Genomic DNA, 17,644 nt, shown 5'->3' on the forward strand with positions numbered 1-17,644 from the left:
TTTCTAAGTAATAGCTTTGTGATTCCATTATGCCTCTTTGTAAGTATTAAGATTGAGAATAGTTTAACATTACTAAGCAGGCATGGCATAGCATAAGATGTAGGAAATACATAGTGATAAATTCAGGTATTCTTAGTATAACTTTTAGCTATAAATATTTATAGAAATTTACCAAATAGGAGAAAAGGCAAAAGAATCCCTGATTAATACCTATTTAAAAACATTGCTGTTCTATATTGTCTCAAACGCTTTATAAGTGCGTTCCAGCTTATATAGATAAAAACCAGAAATGTTATAAAGACACAAGGCGCACATAGTGAGAAAAATTAAACACAAGATACCAAACTATGTTAATACTTCTATTGTTTAATTTGCACAGACTGAAGATAACTGAATACCTTCAGTGCTATAATAAGGAAGCTGGTGAAGTTTATCAGGTAGTTTTTTGTATTTTATGTTAGAACTGATAAACCATAAATAAGCTTTTGTTTTTATGAAATTATATCCTCATAAGTAAATTAATGTTATCCTTTTATTGCTAATCTAAAGTTTTTTATGTTCATACACTTGCGTGTTCACAGTGTTTATTCTTTACTTGAAAGTTCGGTCAAAATTGAGGAGCTGATAGGCCTTTGCTTGCGGAACAAAATGCCGGCAGTTGCAATTACTGACTCAGGTAACTTATTTGGCTCACTTGAATTTTCAGAATACGCGGCAAGTAGGGGAATACAGCTAATAACAGGATGCAATATTATAGTCAGATATTCAGAGCAAAATTTACCTATATTATTGCTTACAAAAAATGAGCAAGGATACACTAATCTAGTCACTTTGGTAAGTGAGTCTTTCAGAAAGCGCAAAAATAACAGCGATATTCCTTATGTTGATTTTGATGAGCTATTAAATTTAAGCACAGGTTTGATCACTTTAACCGGTGGATGTGATGGAATATTGGCTCAACTGTTATTTAGGCAAGATAAAGGAATAGTTGAAAAACTGCTTTTAGCATTCAATGGTCATTTGTATGTTGAACTGCAGCGTCATGGATTGAACAAGGAATTAGAACTTGAAGAAACCTTGATAGACTTTGCTTACCAGCATAATATACCACTTGTTGCAACAAACGATGTATTTTTTCCAAATAGATCTGACTATGAAGCTTATGATATATTAACGTGTATATCGGAGGGGAGTTATACTCTGGAGAATAACAGAAAGAAGCTAACTACTGAGCACTATTTTAAATCTGTGGCAGAAATGGAAAAGCTGTTTAGCGACATTCCCGAAGCAATTCATAACACTTTAGTAATAGCTAAGCGTTGCTCTTACATGCCAAGAAGCAGGCAGCCTATTTTGCCTAAATTTCCTTGTCGAGAAAATAAAACTGAGAATGAAGAATTAAAGGAGCAAGCAACTGCGGGATTAGAACTTCGTATTGCAAATAAAATAGACATAGACCTTAAGCAATACTACGATCGGCTGAACTATGAACTAAGTGTAATAACTTCGATGAATTACGCTGGCTACTTTTTGATAGTTTCTGACTTTATTCGCTGGAGCAAAGCAAATGGTATTCCAGTTGGCCCAGGAAGGGGTTCTGGTGCTGGATCAATTGTTGCTTGGGCATTGCAGATTACAGACCTCGATCCAATAAAATTTGGCTTGATCTTTGAAAGATTTTTAAACCCTGATCGTATATCGATGCCTGATTTTGATATCGATTTCTGCCAGGAAAAAAGGGACTTAGTTATTGATTATGTTCAAAAGAAATACGGTTATGTTGCTCAAATAATTACTTTTGGTAAGTTACAGGCAAGAGCCGTGCTGCGTGATGTGGGAAGGGTGCTACAAATGTCTTATACTCAGGTGGATAAGATATCTAAAATGGTTCCATTCAACCCAGTGAATCCTGTAACTTTATCACAAGCAATAGAGTTTGATCAAAACTTACAGAAAGAACGAGATAGTGATGAAGTAATTGCAAAACTCCTTGATATTTCTCTTAAGCTTGAAGGAATATATCGCCACGTTTCAACTCATGCTGCTGGAATTGTGATATGCGATCAAAAATTAGAAAATTTTGTTCCTGTGTACTACGATCCAAACTCGGCTCTGCCAATTACCCAATACAGCATGAAGTATGTTGAGAAAGCTGGGCTGATAAAATTTGATTTTCTTGGACTTGGTACACTAACGCTAATAGATCATGTCTGTCGTTTAATTAATCAAAATGGGAAAAAGATTGATATTGCCTCAGTTTCCTTGAATGACCGCAAAACTTACGAAATGCTCTCAAACGGTGATTCAATTGGAGTATTCCAACTTGAAAGTTCGGGGATGAGGGAAGCTTTAATCAAGTTAAAACCAGATTGCATTGAAGATATCATTGCGTTAATCTCTCTTTATCGTCCAGGACCTATGGATAACATTCCAACTTACATCGCAAGAAAGCATGGACTTGAAAAACCAGATTATATTCATCCATTACTTGAAAGGGTATTAAAAGAAACATTTGGAGTGATAATCTACCAAGAACAGGTGATGGAAATAGCACGTATTCTTTCTGGATATAGTCTCGCAGAAGCAGATTTGCTAAGACGTGCTATGGGTAAGAAAATCAAAGCAGAGATGGATAAACAACGTAAACTTTTTGTTCAAGGAGCAACAAAAAATGGCGTTGATTATGATAGGGCAAGCTACATTTTTGACCTTGTTGCAAAATTTGCTGGCTATGGGTTTAATAAGTCCCACGCAGCCGCATACGCGGTTATATCTTATCAAACAGCTTACCTTAAGGCTAACTATCCGTTAGAATTTTTCACGGCCTTAATGAATCTGAATATCGATGATAGAGATAAATTGAATTTGTTCTATCATGCTGCAAAATTCAGTGGGGTTTCTGTTCTTTTGCCTGATATAAGCAAATCTAAGGCTGAATTCTCAATAGAGGGCAAGCATATACGTTATGGTATTGCTGCTCTGCGCAATGTCGGTTTTTCTATAGCAGAGGGAATAGTGAACACACGTTCAAGCACTTATAAGGATATATGGGAATTCATTCAAAATTCAGGTCATATAACAAATAAAAGGGCACTAGAAAGCCTGATTAAGTCTGGAGCATGTGACAGTGTACATAAGAATAGAAAGCAACTATACGAGTCAATAGACACACTGGTTTACTTTGCAAATAAAAACAGACAGGATAGAGAATCAAATCAAGCTGTTTTGTTTGGTAATTTTAATGTTCTAAAGCCAAAACTTGAGAAGGTAAAAGATTTCAATGAAGAAGAAAAATTAGAGCATGAGTTATTTTCGCTAGGGTTTTACTTAACTAGCCATCCACTTGAAAAATTTAGAACTCTTCTCGAAAAGCTAAATATTGGGTTTATTGGAGAGAATAAGATAGCAAAAACTGCTGGTGTAATATTAAATGTGCGTATGAGAACTTCAGAACGTGGAAGGTTTGTTATACTTACGCTTTCTGATCCTCATAACGTTTCTGAAATAGCATTCTACAATAATGAAATAATAGAGAAGAAAAGAAATTTATTTTCGCCTGGAACATTTGTAGTAGTTGATCTTGAAACTTCGGAGAATACGACAAGATTAGTGGGAAGGGATATATCTGAATTTACAGAAAGGATTACTTCTGTAATGAAAAGTTTAGTTTTAACTACCGGATGTGCTGATTCACAAAAAGCCGCTATAGAATTAAACTCAGTATTGAAAGGCGATGGTAAAACTAAAATAATGCTCAAACTTCTCTTTGAAAAGCATACAGTGAACATCTTGCTACCAGGTGCATATTTGATCACCCCTCAAGTTGTTTATGAAATATCTAACTTAAGCTGGATTAAAGGCATAGAAATTGATACAAATAGCTTGCTTATATAAAAAAGTTTTATATAATGAAATACTTAATCAATATTAAAGGAAAATATAGTGAACCTTTACGAATTTACTTTTATAGCGCAACAGGGGTTATTGCAGCAAGAAGTAGAAGGAATGGCTCAAGAGCTAGGTGTTTCATTAAAAAATATTAAGGCAGATATTATGTTCCAGCAAATTAAGGGTATTCTGGAAAAAGGAAGTGACAAGTTTACAAAACGAGATTCAGAAATGCATGCTAAAGACATTCAAGAAAATCTAATTGCTTACTCTAGTTTCCTGGAAAGTTTTGCGAAAATTTTATGGATTGAATTAGAGGAAGATCTCTCAAATTTGAAAGAAGTGAAATTGAAAATTAGCAAAGAGTTGAAAGACGACCTAAAAGGTTTAGGAATAGCACAAGGTTTTATAAAGCTTCCAGAGGGTGGTAAGCAAATTGCTAAGAATGCATTTATTCACAATGCAGTAAGTGCTTTAAAGGAAGATATTTCAAAGCACCTAATAAAGATCTTTCAAGGAATTTTACAAAATTTTGGAATGGCAGAGCCAAACCAATCAAACAAAACATTGGAAATGCTTCTAGACAATATTGAAGCTTCAGGATTGATAAAATACGAATATTGGGGTTTACTGGATTTTGCGTATCCAATAAACAAGATGAAGAGTGGTCATTATTGTATAATGTGCATAAGTTCTACTTCAAACATTATGGATGAATTTGTGCGTAGAATAAAACTCAACGAGAACATTATCCGCCACTTGTCTGTGCATGTTGATAAATTTTTTGAAGGTAAATCTCATATGATGAATAAACAAGTTGAGGAACAAAGCGCATAATGACAAAGAAACGAAATAATTTTAATGATTCTTACGTATCTGTAAATAATAGAACAGGGTTTAAGCGTTCTAAAGTTTGCCCTCTTGCTACTTCTCAAGATGAAGACATAGATTATAAGAATACGGATTTATTATCCAGGTTTACCTCTGACTATGGTAGAATATTACCTAGAAGATTAACAGGGGTGTGTGCAAAAAAACAAAGAAAATTGCGCTTAGCAATTATAAGAGCACGTTTTTTAGCTCTTGTTCCTTACTGTACTAAAAAAGTTTAGGTAGTTTATGTTGGTAATTTTAAAAGAAAATATCAGAACACTCGGCAAATTAGGTGAAATTGTGAAAGTAAAGCCTGGCTACGCACGTAATTTTCTTTTTCCACAAAGGAAAGCAGTGAAAGCAACCAAGGAAAGCATAGCAAAACTGGAGGAGCAGCGTTCCTTTCTAGAAGAGGAAAATATAAGAAAATTGAATTTGGCAAGTGAGCTAGCAGCTTCTTTTGCTGGTAAGTTTGTAATATTGGTAAAGCAAGCTTCTGAGGATGGTAAAATTTTTGGTTCTGTAACAACAAGAGAAGTTGCAAGATCTTTGTCGCAAGAGTATGAAGTTGATCACCGTAAAATATCTTTTAATGGAGTAAAGATAAGAAATTTAGGTGAGTACCAGGCAAGTATAGAGTTTCATAGTGAAATAGTAGTACAAGTTGCTGTGCATGTTGTGAGGTCAGAAACAGATGCACATGAGTTGAGGCAGGTAAAATCGCAAAGCCAAAAGTCACAACAACAAGAGGCAAAACAGAATGAAGTTGGAGAAGCTACTGATAGTGATAAAGCTGATCAAAAGTGATATCTTATTATAATCGCAAGGAGATATTTTTCATAACTAAGTTGGTGTCATTCCAGTACGTGGCACTGGGGTTTAGTATACTCAGAAACAAAAAGGAGGTCATTCTATGATACCTCGTTATAGCCGTAAAGAAATATCCGCTATTTGGGAGGAAAACAATAAGTTCAACATATGGCTCAAAATAGAAAGGTTAGCATGTGAGGCTCAAGCAAAGTTAGGAGTAATTCCAAGTAATGTTGCTAAAAGGCTCTCTGGTGCTATTACATTTGATGTTGAACGTATCAACGAGATTGAATCCACTGTAAAACATGATGTTATAGCTTTTTTAACATATATCGCTGAAAAAGTGGGAGTTGATGTACGTTACCTTCACTACGGAATGACAAGTTCTGATGTGTTAGATACATGCTTTGCTGTGCAGCTAAAAGAGTCATGTAATATTCTACTTGAGAATCTAAAAAATTTACTTGCAGCATTGAAAAAAAAAGCTGAGGACTATAAAGGTACTATATGTGTTGGGCGCAGTCACGGAATGCATGCAGAGCCAACAACTCTTGGGTTGAAATTTACCAGGTTTTATGCGGAATTTAAACGCAGTTATCAAAGATTAATTAATGCACAAAAAGAAATTTCAATTTGCAAAATATCAGGCGCGGTAGGTAATTTTGCAAATGTCGATCCGTTTGTTGAGGAATATGTAGCAAAAGGGATGGAACTTGTACCTGAAACCATATCATCTCAAGTAATTCCTCGTGATAGACACGCCATGTTTTTTTCAGTTTTAGGAGTAATTGCAAGTTCAATGGAAAATGTTGCTGTTGAAATTCGTCACTTACAAAGAACTGAGATTGCGGAAATTGCCGAATATTTTTCTACTGGACAGAAAGGAAGCTCTGCCATGCCACACAAGTGCAATCCTATTTTAAGTGAGAATTTAACTGGGCTCTCACGTTTAATACGCAGTTACGTATCTCCTGCACTAGAAAATGTTGTGTTGTGGCATGAACGGGACATATCACACTCATCTGTAGAAAGATGTATTGCTCCTGATGCTTGTATATTAATGGATTTTGCTTTAGTGCGATTAACGGATTTGATAGATAAATTAGCAATTAATAAAGAAAACATTGAAAAGAACTTAAATTCTTCAAAAGGTTTAATTTTCTCACAGCGTATATTACTTGAATTAGTAAATAGTGGTTTAACAAGGGAAGAGGCGTATAAAATTATTCAGGGCAATGCAATGAAAGTGAAACAAAACAACAGTGATTTTCTGTTTGAGTTGAAACAAGACAGGTCCTTACTTGAAGTCATTAACTCTGAAAAACTTGAATCTTTATTTGATTTGAAATATTATACGAAATATGTAGACCATATATACAAAAAGGTCTTTGATTAGGCTGAGTAGCTCAGTCGGTAGAGCAGGAGGATCATAATCTCTTGGTCGTGGGTTCGATTCCCTCCTCAGCCACTAATTATATTAATTCCAATATACTACAAGATCAGCAACAATAGCTTGCTTCGATCACCTATACAGGTAATCTTTTGCATTTTAATTATCTGCCCAAATTCTCCTATCCTCTTTTTGTAATCTGTTAACTTTCTACTATCCTTCTCAAAAAGGTACGTACTTTTGCAACTTTGAAAAATAGAGAGTTAATGATTAAATCTTTCATTATACTAGTTTGCATCACATTTCATTAAATTAGAGAAACTATAAACATGTTTCCGCCTTAATCAGTGGGGAAAAGTACTCAGTTCAATAAAATGCTCAAAGAGATTTTAAGAGTAACATTAATTGAAAAAATAAAAGAGCAGTAAAAAAAAGAAATCTTAGACATATATCAAGAGTGACAAGGTGATAGATTATCCATTTAACGTAACACTCACTACACCAGATCGAATTTACATTACTATACATAGCTGCCTGTATTGGTCAACCAGAGATAGTTAAATGTCTTTAAGAGATAAGGGTTGATGCTAATGTAACAAGTAGTTAATTTGACTACACTCCTTTACACTTAGCTGTTGAAGGTCATATTTAGACATAATCAAATATCTTCTTATAGATGAAAAAGAGGTTGACGTTAATGCAAAGAGTAATGAGAGCAATGCTCCTTTGCACTTTGCTACTCAAACTGGTCGGTTGGACATAGTTAAATATCTTATAGATAAAGAGATTTATGCTAATATAAGAATAACAGCAGTGATACTTCTTTAGATGTTGCTGATAAAAATAGTTACTCAGATATAGTTGAGTATTTTAATAAAAAGAAGGTTACTGCTAATGAAAAGGACAAGATTGGTAAAAGTGAGGCAGAAATTATAACAGAAAAAGGAATAAGGTTTACACGGACCTTACAGATGATAGCGGTATAGTATTAATTTTCTATACCAGCCAGGGCGCATTAGAGGTGAGATTGTATACTGGCAAGCAAGATAAAGACCTAATAAAGGTAGAAGTAAAAGATCAAAAGAAGTAGGAATGATTAAAAGATTGCAACAAAAAAATAGGAAAGAATTGCTCACTAGGAGGGCTACCAGTTAATAAAGCCATATAACGAGTTTTTTTGCTAAATCTGGAAAACCAATACATTTTGAGACAATAAGTCAATCTAAAGAACAGAAAAAAAAGATGGGTGGTGGTGAAGGATAAGTAGAGCCTCAAGCCTTGAAGAAATAGGCCGTTTTGCATAGTAAAGATGGGAATTTTCACAAAGCCCTGTGGTGGTATATATTAGCTTAACAATTAGATATTAACATAAATAATGAATAAAATTTATCACGCATTTCTTGATCATCAGTTTTTTTTATGCTCTCTGAAGCAAAAAGAGCTTTATGAATAATAGTAAACAGCTTAGCTGGATACATAAAATCTGCAAGTCTTTACAATTAGCGATGACATAGAAAATGCAAAGCCCATTTTACAGGCCTTAAGAACCCTTATATGGGGATGTTTTAGACCTAAAATTTATCCTTAATCTTTATTTAAGTGACAAAAGCACATTATTAAACTAGGTGTGTTATGTTTAATTTTTCTTATATAGACACTCCATGTCTTTATAAATTTTTATCTACGTTAGCTGAATCTCGCTTATTAAGTAATGTAATAAGCGCCAAGTTTTTGAGAGAACAGTAAACAACTCACATTGCATTGTTCTTTTTGTCTTTATTTAAGAATTAGTTCAAAAATCAACTAATCTTCTTTTTTTATAAAGAAATTATTTGAAAAACTTCTGCATTACCCTTATCGTGACGTTATGGATATTTATAATTCCAAGGTTGACTACTTACCAAGCATATAAGACATTAATGTCAAGTTCCTACAAGAGATATCACTAGGGTTTCTTTTGCTTTTTTTCCTGCTTGGTGAGTTCCTTAATATTTGTGGCTGCCAACATCCCAGCGCGTGATACTAGCTTCTCATACTGGAAAACCATAGAATGATAGAAAATAGTAAATAAATTTACTAAGATTCTAGTGTCACGCACTGGAATGACATCGTTTACCATTAAACATCGATGTTACAATATCCACATACTTGACACTGGAATCTAGTATGATTTAATTAACCAAGAAATAGAGATATTCACATGAAAAAATTATGTAGTGAAGCTGAACGCCAGTGTCAGCTACTTTTATGACACCGAAGAAGGAAATATGGATAAAAAAACTAGAATAGAATCAGATAGTTTAGGGGAAGTAAAAGTACCAAGTGAACATTATTGGGGAGCACAAACGCAGCGTTCTTTGGAGAATTTTAAAATTGGTATGGAAAAAATGCCAGAGCCCATAATTAAAGCATTAGCAATGGTAAAACTTGCAGCAGCGCGTGTAAATGTGAAGCATGGTACTATTGATGAAAAAGTAGGAAATGCAATCTGTGTAGCTGCGAAGGAAATAATAGATGGTAAATTTAACAACGAATTTCCGCTCGTTGTGTGGCAAACTGGGTCTGGAACTCAAACTAACATGAACATAAATGAAGTGATAAGTAATCGCGCAATAGAGATTTTGGGCAGTAATTTGGGTAGTAAATTTCCAGTACATCCAAACGATCATGTGAATTACGGTCAGTCATCAAATGATACTTTTCCAACAGCAATGCACATAGCAGCAGCAAAGCAGATAAACCATTCTCTTATTCCAAATCTTGAAGTGCTGCACAAAGCATTGAATGACAAGGTTCAGGAATTTAAAAATATAATAAAAGTAGGACGTACTCATTTGCAAGATGCAACACCTCTAACACTAGGGCAGGAGTTTTCTGGCTATGCAGTTCAGATTAAAAAGGGAATAGAGAGAATAAAATCAACTCTGAGCAATTTATACGAGCTCGCACAAGGCGGTACTGCAGTTGGTACGGGGTTAAACACTAAAGAAGGTTTTGCTGAGGATTTTGCCAAAGAAGTTGCAGAAATTACCAATCTTCCATTTACTTCAGCAGACAACAAATTTGAAGCATTAGCAGCAAATGATGCTCTAGTTGAATTAAGTGGAACGCTTAATACAGTAGCAGTCAGTTTAATGAAAATTGCAAGTGATATAAGATTGCTCGGTTCTGGTCCAAGGTGTGGAATTGGAGAAATCACATTACCGGAAAATGAGCCTGGTTCTTCAATTATGCCAGGTAAGGTAAATCCAACTCAGTGTGAGGCTGTGACTATGGTATGCGCTCAAGTTATGGGGAATCATGTTGCCGTAACTGTCAGTGGTTCAAATGGCCATTTTGAATTGAATGTGTTTAAACCAGTGATAATTTACAATGTTTTGCAGTCTATAAGACTTTTAGCTGATGCAAGTTTGAATTTTACAGAAAAGTGTGTGATTGGTATTAAGGCAAATGAAAAGAGAATAAAAGATCTACTAAACCAGTCATTGATGTTGGTCACTATATTGAATACACATATAGGATATGACAATGCAGCAAAAATAGCAAAACTTGCTTATAAAGAAAATATCACTCTAAAAGAAGCAGCAGTGAAGCTTAAGCTACTCACTGAGCAAGAATTTGAAAGAATAGTAAAACCAGAAAAATTTATAAATCACTAGTTTTACTGTTAATGTCTAAAGCGGTTTCTTTTATCTCCTTTATTCTCTTACCTCCTAATATTTTTAATTTCTCATCTTATCTGTAATAATTTCTCCTTATAATGCATAGTTCATCTGTAGAATTGTGATTCAATTTAGGGTAATATTCACAGTTGCAGTTTTCTTCGACACACTCGGCATCTGTAGGTAATGCTAATAGTAAAATATAAGTGCAAAGCTTTTCACACTGAATATTTAAGACTAATTGCGTTATAAACCTATTAATAGTAAAGGAGAAGAACTTATCAATTTTCTGTCTTTTGGAGTATATATCTATTTAATTATATTTCGTATTAGAAAACATCCTATTAGTGGAATTACAAGTGGAATGAGCCATAAAATGTAAGTACTAAATTTTACAGGTGGGACAATTATAATTGAATCTCCATAAGAATTTCTTAGCTCTGAAGTTATTTGCTCGTCAGTATATCCATCACTGATTTTTTCACGAATCATTTTGCGCATATTATATGCAACTTGGGACCCGGACTCAGATAACGACTCACCAGAACATATTGGACATTTTATCATTTCAAATAAATTAGTTGCTCGTTTTTCCATATTTTTGTCTCTGAGTTTGTCATCCAAAGTAAAAGCATTTGCGCTTGAGTAGAATATCAATATGAAAAGTAAACTAATTAATATTTTCATTCTTGGTTAGTTTGGTGATTTTACTTAGTTGGTTCATAAAATCAGTGGTGGATAACTTCCCAATAAAACTTGACCCTAAGTTATCATCATATTTTATTGAAAATTGAATGCTGTCATCAGTTGTTTTTTCTGATAAGGAAGATATTAGTTTTTCAAACGCATCTGAAGTTTTTGAGTGATTTTTCTCACCAGCCAAAAGCAAGATTAATTCTTTATAATTGGATACGGCCACATTAACCTTGTTTGTGAATGAAGAGGTAATCAAGTTGTAATTTTGCACTCCACCATCTGCGGTAAGAGAAAAGTTATCACTCTGAATTAAAAATCTTTCTATATTGAAATTAACTCTGGAAGCTGAGATATGACTTATAAACTCATAATCTAATTTAGTATCAATACTAAGATAATGTTCAGGACTTGCAACATTCTTGTATCGGTAGGTATAAAAATCAAATCCTAGCTTAGTGTTTCCGCTAGGTTCTTTATTGAAATGAAATTGAATGTAGTTACTTTTACCACCTGCTTCAGTTATAACACTTTGTTGATTTCCTGAAACATTGCATTTTAATCCATAATCTTCGTAACGAAGTATGTTTACATAGTCTATCATGGTACTATTTTTAGTAAATCGCAACGAAGATGGTAAGTCGTTTAGCTTGATAACAAAATGGTTGTTATTACTTGTGTAGCATTTTATATTCTTTTTCTCATCATCATGAGTAGTAATATTGACTTCATTGCTTGGTATATAGATGTACACCGATTTATCGAATAACCTGTTTTTTATCAGCAAAGCTTCAGACGAAATAGTTAACTGCTCGTTAGAAAATTTTGGGTTTGTCATGTGGAAAGTTAGGCTAGAAGGAAATCCGCTGAAGTCATAGGAAACATCGAATTTTTCATCGTTAGTATATAATATTGTTTCAGCTAAAAGATTTTTTGTCTTCCATACAGAAAAATACCAAAAACCACTGTAAGCTATGGGGACAAACAGAAATAAAGAAATTATTGTATAGATGAAAACCTTACGCATAACTTAATCGTTCCCTTGTTTATCCAGTGATATATTTCTTGTACCCTTTGGTATGGTTACACATAAACCATCGATGTCTTTTGTAATTTTTATTTGGCATCCAAGCCTTGACGTCTCTGTTAAGCTAAAAGCTAGATCTAGCATATCATTTTCTTCATCAGATATAGGATTATGTGTTTCTACAGCATCATAAAAATTTTGATCAATAATTACATGACATGTAGAACAGGCAAGAGAGCCTTCGCATGCACCTTCAAGCAGATCAGGGTCACTTCTGTGAGCTAAATTAAGTAGAGTTTCCCCCTCTGCAGCTTCATAGCTTTTCTTACTTCCATCAGGTAAAATAAAAGTGACAGATGGCATATTACCTTCCTATTAAGATCCTTACTAATTTTCCTATATCTTACAGGTAATAACTAGTATTTGCAAACTCTTTACGTTAAGCCTATTAATAATTTATATGACGCCTTCCTAAAACAAGTAATGCAACTGAGCAAATACAAAAATCAAAGTGTTGCTGTTTTTGGCCTTGGCAAAACTGGTTTGTCTGTCATCAATGTTCTAATAAAGAGTGGTGCAAAAGCGTATGCGTGGGATGATAGTAAAGAACAAATGGCAAATGCAAAAACAATGTACAAAGAGTGTAATTTTATCCATCCAAAAAAATACGATTGGCACGAGATAAAAGCATTGATTTTAAGCCCTGGAGTACCAATTTCATATCCGAAGCCACATTGGATAGTAAAACTTGCAAGAAGTTTTGACTGTAAAATAAAATCGGATATTGAACTATTTCTAGAAGCTAAAGCTAAGAACCAGAAAATTGTAGGCGTCACAGGAACGAATGGCAAATCAACCACTACGTCATTAATAGGTCACATATTAAAATCTGCGGGGAAAAAAGTAGCTATTGGTGGAAATTTAGGTGTTCCTATTTTGGATCTAGAAAAAGATGCGGAAATTTATGTAATTGAAATTTCCTCTTTTCAATTAGAACTAATAAACATGCCTGCCGTTATTCCAGTGCATGACCATACCTTTTTTTCTGGATCACAGTATCGTGCTGCTTGGATGATAAAAAGGGTATCTGAGATGACAAAAAAGATGACCGAGGTGACGAAAAGGATGGCTGGAATGATAAAGGTAGATATTTCAGTATTGCTCAACATTACCCTAGATCATATAGATAGACATGGAAGTATGGAAAATTATATAGCAGTTAAATCAAAGCTAATAGGCGGTAGTAAGGTCGCAGTGATAGGATGTGATAATGAAATTACCGCTGATATATTTAATAAATTTACTGGAAATAAGATTCCAATCTCAGGAGTACGCTCCTTATTGGATGATAAAAAGGGCGCTGAGATCCAGGAAATTTCGTTAAAACTAGAAAATCATAACTTATCAGCAAGTGACGCGAAAATAAACTTAACATCCAATGCAGAAAACATAGCAGCTTCATGTGCTGTGTGTAAGTTGCTTAAAGTAGATAGCAGCACTATTATCGACGGGATCAAATCTTTTTCAGGGTTAAAGCACAGAAATGAACTACTTGGCAAAATAGAAAATGTGCTTTTTGTAAACGATAGCAAAGCAACTAACGCTGAATCGAGCAAAAAGGCGATTTTGTCTTATAAAAACATATATTGGATCGTTGGTGGAAGAAGTAAAGAAGGTGGTATAGAGTCATTAAGCAAGCATTTTGCAAGAATTAGAAAAGCTCTTCTTATTGGAGAATCAACAGAAGTTTTTGCAAGCACTATGGAAAATAAAGTGGATTATGTTAGATGTTGCAATTTAGAAGACGCATTTAGACTGGCTTTTGAAGAGGCTATAAAGAGCAAAGAAAAAACAACAATACTACTTTCTCCTGCATGTGCTTCTTTTGATCAGTGGAGAAATTTTGAAGAGCGTGGTGAAGCATTTTGCAGAATGTTTGAAAAACTCAGGGATTCATTTACAATTACACGTGTTGTTTAATACAATATTGTTGTGGAACAAGATGAAATAAGGTTGATAATAGATGAGCTAATCAGGATTATTCCATTTGAAGGGATAAGCGATAAGACTCTATTAAAAGTGTGCACAGACCTTAATCTAGCCAATAGCTTTTGCAAATTTCAGAATGGAATATATAGTGCTTTGGAGTGCATAGTAGAGGACTTGAATAGTTCAATGGAAGCTGAACTTCGGAATTTTAACTTGGAAGATATGAAAGTGCAGGAGCAAATAAAGTTAGCTGTTCAAATATGCCTATCAAACTATGCTACGCTACCAAATTACAGAGAGTTTTTAAAAAATATTCTATCCTTTTCTGTATTACCAAAAAATATATACTTTTCTAGTAAACTCTTATGCAGAATAGTCGATATGATTTGGTATGGTATTCACGATCAATCAACAGATTTTAATTACTATACAAAACGGGCAATATTGGCTGGGGTATATTTAAGCATAATACTCTTTTTTATTAATGACTATTCAGAAGGTTTTGCAGATACTCTATCATTTCTTGATAGGTGCATTAACAATGTCATGACGTTTCAAAAGTTTAAAATCCATCTAAAAGAAATTGTAGGAAGTTTTCTATAGGCCTTTTATTATATTAGGCTATATTTTAGAGCTACCTTGGTTTTTTTCAATTTTTATGTTAAAATGACTGAATATTCACTAATGGTAAATGAGAGTTATTTATTATACCGATGGTAATATTAAGCTAAAAGAAGGTACGCAACATATAATAAACTTTTTTGGAGTGCTTAAATGTATTAAGGTTAATACGTTTGGTAAAGGTGCACCTAAAAAGCAAGAAAGTAAATTAGTTAAGCATTATTTTGACTATCCTTATTTTTCTAGAATTGTTAATCCAAAATTCTTTGAAGAGGAACTGAAGGATAAAGCAAAAAATTTGTTGCAAGGATAATATCGCTATGGATCATGTTCTGCAATATTATCTACGCTTCTGCTACATTACTATACTTAGTGTATAATAATCAAAGATCAAAAAAGATACTTACTGGGTTAGCTTTTATGTCAATAGTGTTATTAATTTTAGCTACCATATATTTTTTTGTGATTTGCTTATGGATGTTTTTCGACCTTATTAAGGAAAGGTTTGTTGTACATAGAATAAAAAGCTTTTTAGAAAATGAAGTCAGCCCTGAGTAGATAAAGCGTTATGAAAAAGAACTTATAAAAAGTTCAGAAATGGGTACAAAAGCTCACAATCAAGAGTCGGAAAAAGATATAGAGGATATTATAGAGTTCCTTTTAAAAAGAGAAGGTCGTAGCACTATATAACTTTCCAACAAATGGAGAAGAATTAGTTCAAGCTGAAATGGCAATGGGGTAAACATGTTGCCTGTAAATGAGATACATCTAAACAACATAGTTTTAGATATTAACTCTATTGGAGCGAGAATTGCAGCAGAAGTTTTAAAAAGGTTTGAAGATCATGGTATTCATTTGACACTAATTCACAGTAATTCTTATAGTTTGCTTAAAGATGCAACTAATAACTTTCCTCATGGAATAAGGACTTTTTCACAAGGTGGCTTCCTATAAAATCCTTGAATTTTTGGTTTTGGTGTTACAGATTAGATTTTAATCCACGGGAAGTTGTAAAATACAAAATGCTCTGTATTAATTGCTAGTAGGAAAGGCGATAATGTAATTCCAAGGAAGCGCAATTTGTCGATAAACTTAGCGATCAACTAGCTGAAATAGGGTAGCTCAGAAGAAACATAGTGCTTAAACATGACCCTAAAGAAAAAGATTGTAAAAATAAAAATATTCATACCGATCATAAAGGACATTTAATTTATCGTGAGAGTAATAGTGGTATGGCAAATTACAAAGATATAGAAAATGGTATCCATTCAGCGGAGTAGCAAAATAAGATAGACAAGGTAGTATAAAAGATAACGATAGAGCAAAAGTGAGGTAATATGGTAAATCTTTTAGAACTTTACAGAAGTCTGGAGCAGAAAATAGCAAAGTTAGAAACAAAAATAGAAAGATTGGAAAGAGAGAATGAAAGTCTAAAGGCAGAGAACAAGACTTTGAAGATAGAAAATGCTGAGTTAAAGGAAAAGCTCGGTTTAAATTCAAAAAATTCATTATGTGATAAACCATACATCCACCAAGTTGATCTTCCGAAGATCGAGTCTTATGTAATGGAATATCAACTTACCGGAAGGTGTTATACCAGACACATTTAGGCCAAGGGTTAAGTTGATAATTGCAGCATTCAGCAAGTTTTATAAAAATTCGAAATATGGAATAGCGAATATTATAATGACATTTTCAATGTGAACATAAGTGTTGGTAGCATATCAAACAGTGAACATAGAATAGCTTCAAAATGTGAAGAAATGTATTAGCAGATTAAACAAGAAGTAAGTACAAGCAAAGTTCTTTATATTGACGAAACCAGCCATTACAATAAAGGTAAGCTTAGTTAGTGCTGGATGTTTACAAGTAATACGGCAAGTTTTGTAAAGTTGACAGAGTTAAGAGGAATGAAAGTTTAAAAAAATAGTAAATTCTGCAATTGTCATAGCTTAGTAATAACTAACAGGTATGCAGCATACGGTTATTTTACTGATAAAAAGAGACAGATTTGTTGGACTCATTTATCAAGAGATTTTGAAAGATTAGCCTATAGTTGTAACAGAGAAGTCAAAGTTCTCGCCTGTTATTTAAGAAACGTTGCTGCTGAGTTATTTGCACTAAAAGAGCCTTACTAAAGAATGAGATAGATATTTTAAGATTTGTCAGGCGTACCAGAAAATTGTGAAAGTGCACAAGGTATTACTTGAAGGAGATATCCCAGTTACCTAAAACAATTGGAGCCTCTCGAGTTGCAAAAAATATTTTGAAGTTGAAAGGACGATGTGGAAATTTTTGGATGAACCAGGAAACATTCTGCTAACGAACAACCATACTGAACGGCAAACACTGCATTATATCGTTTATACAAAAATCCATATTTTACATAATCGGGACAAAGAAATGCATTTTTTGAATGGGTAATTTCATTATACTTAACATGGAAACAAAAGGAGCTAAATCCTTTCCATAATCTCCTATCTATCGTCTCTCACACCGCTTAGCTGAATGGATACGAATTTACTAGGCAGAAAAAAGGCAAAAAAAACCTTTGTTAGATAGTGTTCACTCTCTAATCCTACAAATTTGGCGCACTATACTGTCTTAAATGGTTTATAAGCGCATTTCAGCTTATATAGATAAAACCTAGATGGTGTAAGACATAAGGTGCACATAGTGCAAAAGATTAAA

The 17,644-nt window shown here is 33.7% G+C and carries 15 protein-coding genes, 1 tRNA gene and 1 pseudogene; 14 read left to right on the forward strand and 3 right to left on the reverse strand.

Going from position 1 to position 17,644, the window contains the following annotated elements:
- The first annotated feature begins 555 nt into the window (after positions 1 to 555).
- The 8 genes from dnaE (at position 556) to fumC (ending at position 10,620) form a co-directional block, all read left to right on the forward strand.
- Complete coding sequence (gene dnaE / locus WBM_RS02960) at positions 556 to 3,894, forward strand: DNA polymerase III subunit alpha (RefSeq protein ID WP_011256697.1); 3,339 nt, start codon at positions 556 to 558, stop codon at positions 3,892 to 3,894.
- 48 nt (positions 3,895 to 3,942) lie between these two features.
- Positions 3,943 to 4,725: a 30S ribosomal protein S6 gene (gene rpsF / locus WBM_RS06955; protein ID WP_011256698.1), complete on the forward strand. Its 783-nt coding sequence runs from the start codon at positions 3,943 to 3,945 to the stop codon at positions 4,723 to 4,725.
- On the forward strand, positions 4,725 to 5,000 hold the full coding sequence (gene rpsR / locus WBM_RS02970; RefSeq protein WP_011256699.1) for a 30S ribosomal protein S18: 276 nt from the start codon (positions 4,725 to 4,727) through the stop codon (positions 4,998 to 5,000). The genes rpsF and rpsR overlap by 1 nt, the downstream gene beginning before the upstream one ends.
- Positions 5,001 to 5,007: 7 nt before the next feature.
- Entirely contained in the window at positions 5,008 to 5,568 is a 561-nt protein-coding gene (rplI, locus tag WBM_RS02975; protein ID WP_011256700.1) for a 50S ribosomal protein L9, read from the forward strand.
- Positions 5,569 to 5,674: 106 nt separating this feature from the next.
- On the forward strand, positions 5,675 to 6,967 hold the full coding sequence (gene purB, locus WBM_RS02980) for an adenylosuccinate lyase (protein WP_011256701.1): 1,293 nt from the start codon (positions 5,675 to 5,677) through the stop codon (positions 6,965 to 6,967).
- A tRNA-Met gene (locus WBM_RS02985) sits at positions 6,967 to 7,039 on the forward strand. The genes purB and WBM_RS02985 overlap by 1 nt, the downstream gene beginning before the upstream one ends.
- Positions 7,040 to 7,615: 576 nt before the next feature.
- Positions 7,616 to 7,789 (forward strand): ankyrin repeat domain-containing protein, encoded by a 174-nt coding sequence (locus WBM_RS06960; protein WP_083750420.1) that lies wholly within the window; start codon positions 7,616 to 7,618, stop codon positions 7,787 to 7,789.
- Between the two features lie 1,439 nt (positions 7,790 to 9,228).
- On the forward strand, positions 9,229 to 10,620 hold the full coding sequence (gene fumC / locus WBM_RS02990; protein ID WP_011256702.1) for a class II fumarate hydratase: 1,392 nt from the start codon (positions 9,229 to 9,231) through the stop codon (positions 10,618 to 10,620).
- Positions 10,621 to 10,932: 312 nt separating this feature from the next.
- Here fumC and WBM_RS02995 read toward each other — a convergent pair whose 3' ends face one another.
- Genes WBM_RS02995 through WBM_RS03005 form a run of 3 tightly spaced genes read right to left on the reverse strand, consistent with a single transcriptional unit; the run spans position 10,933 to position 12,706 of the window.
- Positions 10,933 to 11,310 carry a cytochrome c-type biogenesis protein gene (locus WBM_RS02995; RefSeq protein WP_011256703.1) on the reverse strand — a complete coding sequence of 126 codons (378 nt, stop codon included), beginning with the start codon at positions 11,308 to 11,310 and terminating at the stop codon, positions 10,933 to 10,935.
- Positions 11,294 to 12,343 (reverse strand): membrane protein, encoded by a 1,050-nt coding sequence (locus WBM_RS03000; RefSeq protein ID WP_011256704.1) that lies wholly within the window; start codon positions 12,341 to 12,343, stop codon positions 11,294 to 11,296. The genes WBM_RS02995 and WBM_RS03000 overlap by 17 nt, the downstream gene beginning before the upstream one ends.
- A gap of 3 nt (positions 12,344 to 12,346) precedes the next feature.
- The gene (locus tag WBM_RS03005) at positions 12,347 to 12,706 is read right to left on the reverse strand and encodes a ferredoxin family 2Fe-2S iron-sulfur cluster binding protein (RefSeq protein WP_011256705.1); all 360 of its coding nucleotides are present in this window, start codon (positions 12,704 to 12,706) and stop codon (positions 12,347 to 12,349) included.
- A gap of 120 nt (positions 12,707 to 12,826) precedes the next feature.
- Here WBM_RS03005 and murD point away from each other — a divergent pair, with 120 nt between their 5' ends.
- The 6 genes and pseudogenes from murD (at position 12,827) to WBM_RS03035 (ending at position 17,457) form a co-directional block, all read left to right on the forward strand.
- Positions 12,827 to 14,323, forward strand: a complete 1,497-nt coding sequence (gene murD / locus WBM_RS03010; RefSeq protein WP_011256706.1) for a UDP-N-acetylmuramoyl-L-alanine--D-glutamate ligase — start codon at positions 12,827 to 12,829, stop codon at positions 14,321 to 14,323.
- A gap of 12 nt (positions 14,324 to 14,335) precedes the next feature.
- Positions 14,336 to 14,935 carry a COQ9 family protein gene (locus WBM_RS03015; RefSeq protein WP_011256707.1) on the forward strand — a complete coding sequence of 200 codons (600 nt, stop codon included), beginning with the start codon at positions 14,336 to 14,338 and terminating at the stop codon, positions 14,933 to 14,935.
- A gap of 88 nt (positions 14,936 to 15,023) precedes the next feature.
- Entirely contained in the window at positions 15,024 to 15,266 is a 243-nt protein-coding gene (locus WBM_RS03020) for a hypothetical protein (protein ID WP_011256708.1), read from the forward strand.
- 431 nt (positions 15,267 to 15,697) lie between these two features.
- On the forward strand, positions 15,698 to 15,907 hold the full coding sequence (locus WBM_RS03030; protein ID WP_011256709.1) for a hypothetical protein: 210 nt from the start codon (positions 15,698 to 15,700) through the stop codon (positions 15,905 to 15,907).
- 182 nt (positions 15,908 to 16,089) lie between these two features.
- On the forward strand, positions 16,090 to 16,233 hold the full coding sequence (locus WBM_RS05785) for a hypothetical protein (RefSeq protein ID WP_158676335.1): 144 nt from the start codon (positions 16,090 to 16,092) through the stop codon (positions 16,231 to 16,233).
- Between the two features lie 57 nt (positions 16,234 to 16,290).
- Positions 16,291 to 17,457, forward strand: a pseudogene (locus WBM_RS03035) (IS66 family transposase).
- Positions 17,458 to 17,644: the final 187 nt, after the last annotated feature.

The organism is Wolbachia endosymbiont strain TRS of Brugia malayi (genome assembly GCF_000008385.1).
Classification (GTDB): Bacteria; Pseudomonadota; Alphaproteobacteria; order Rickettsiales; family Anaplasmataceae; genus Wolbachia.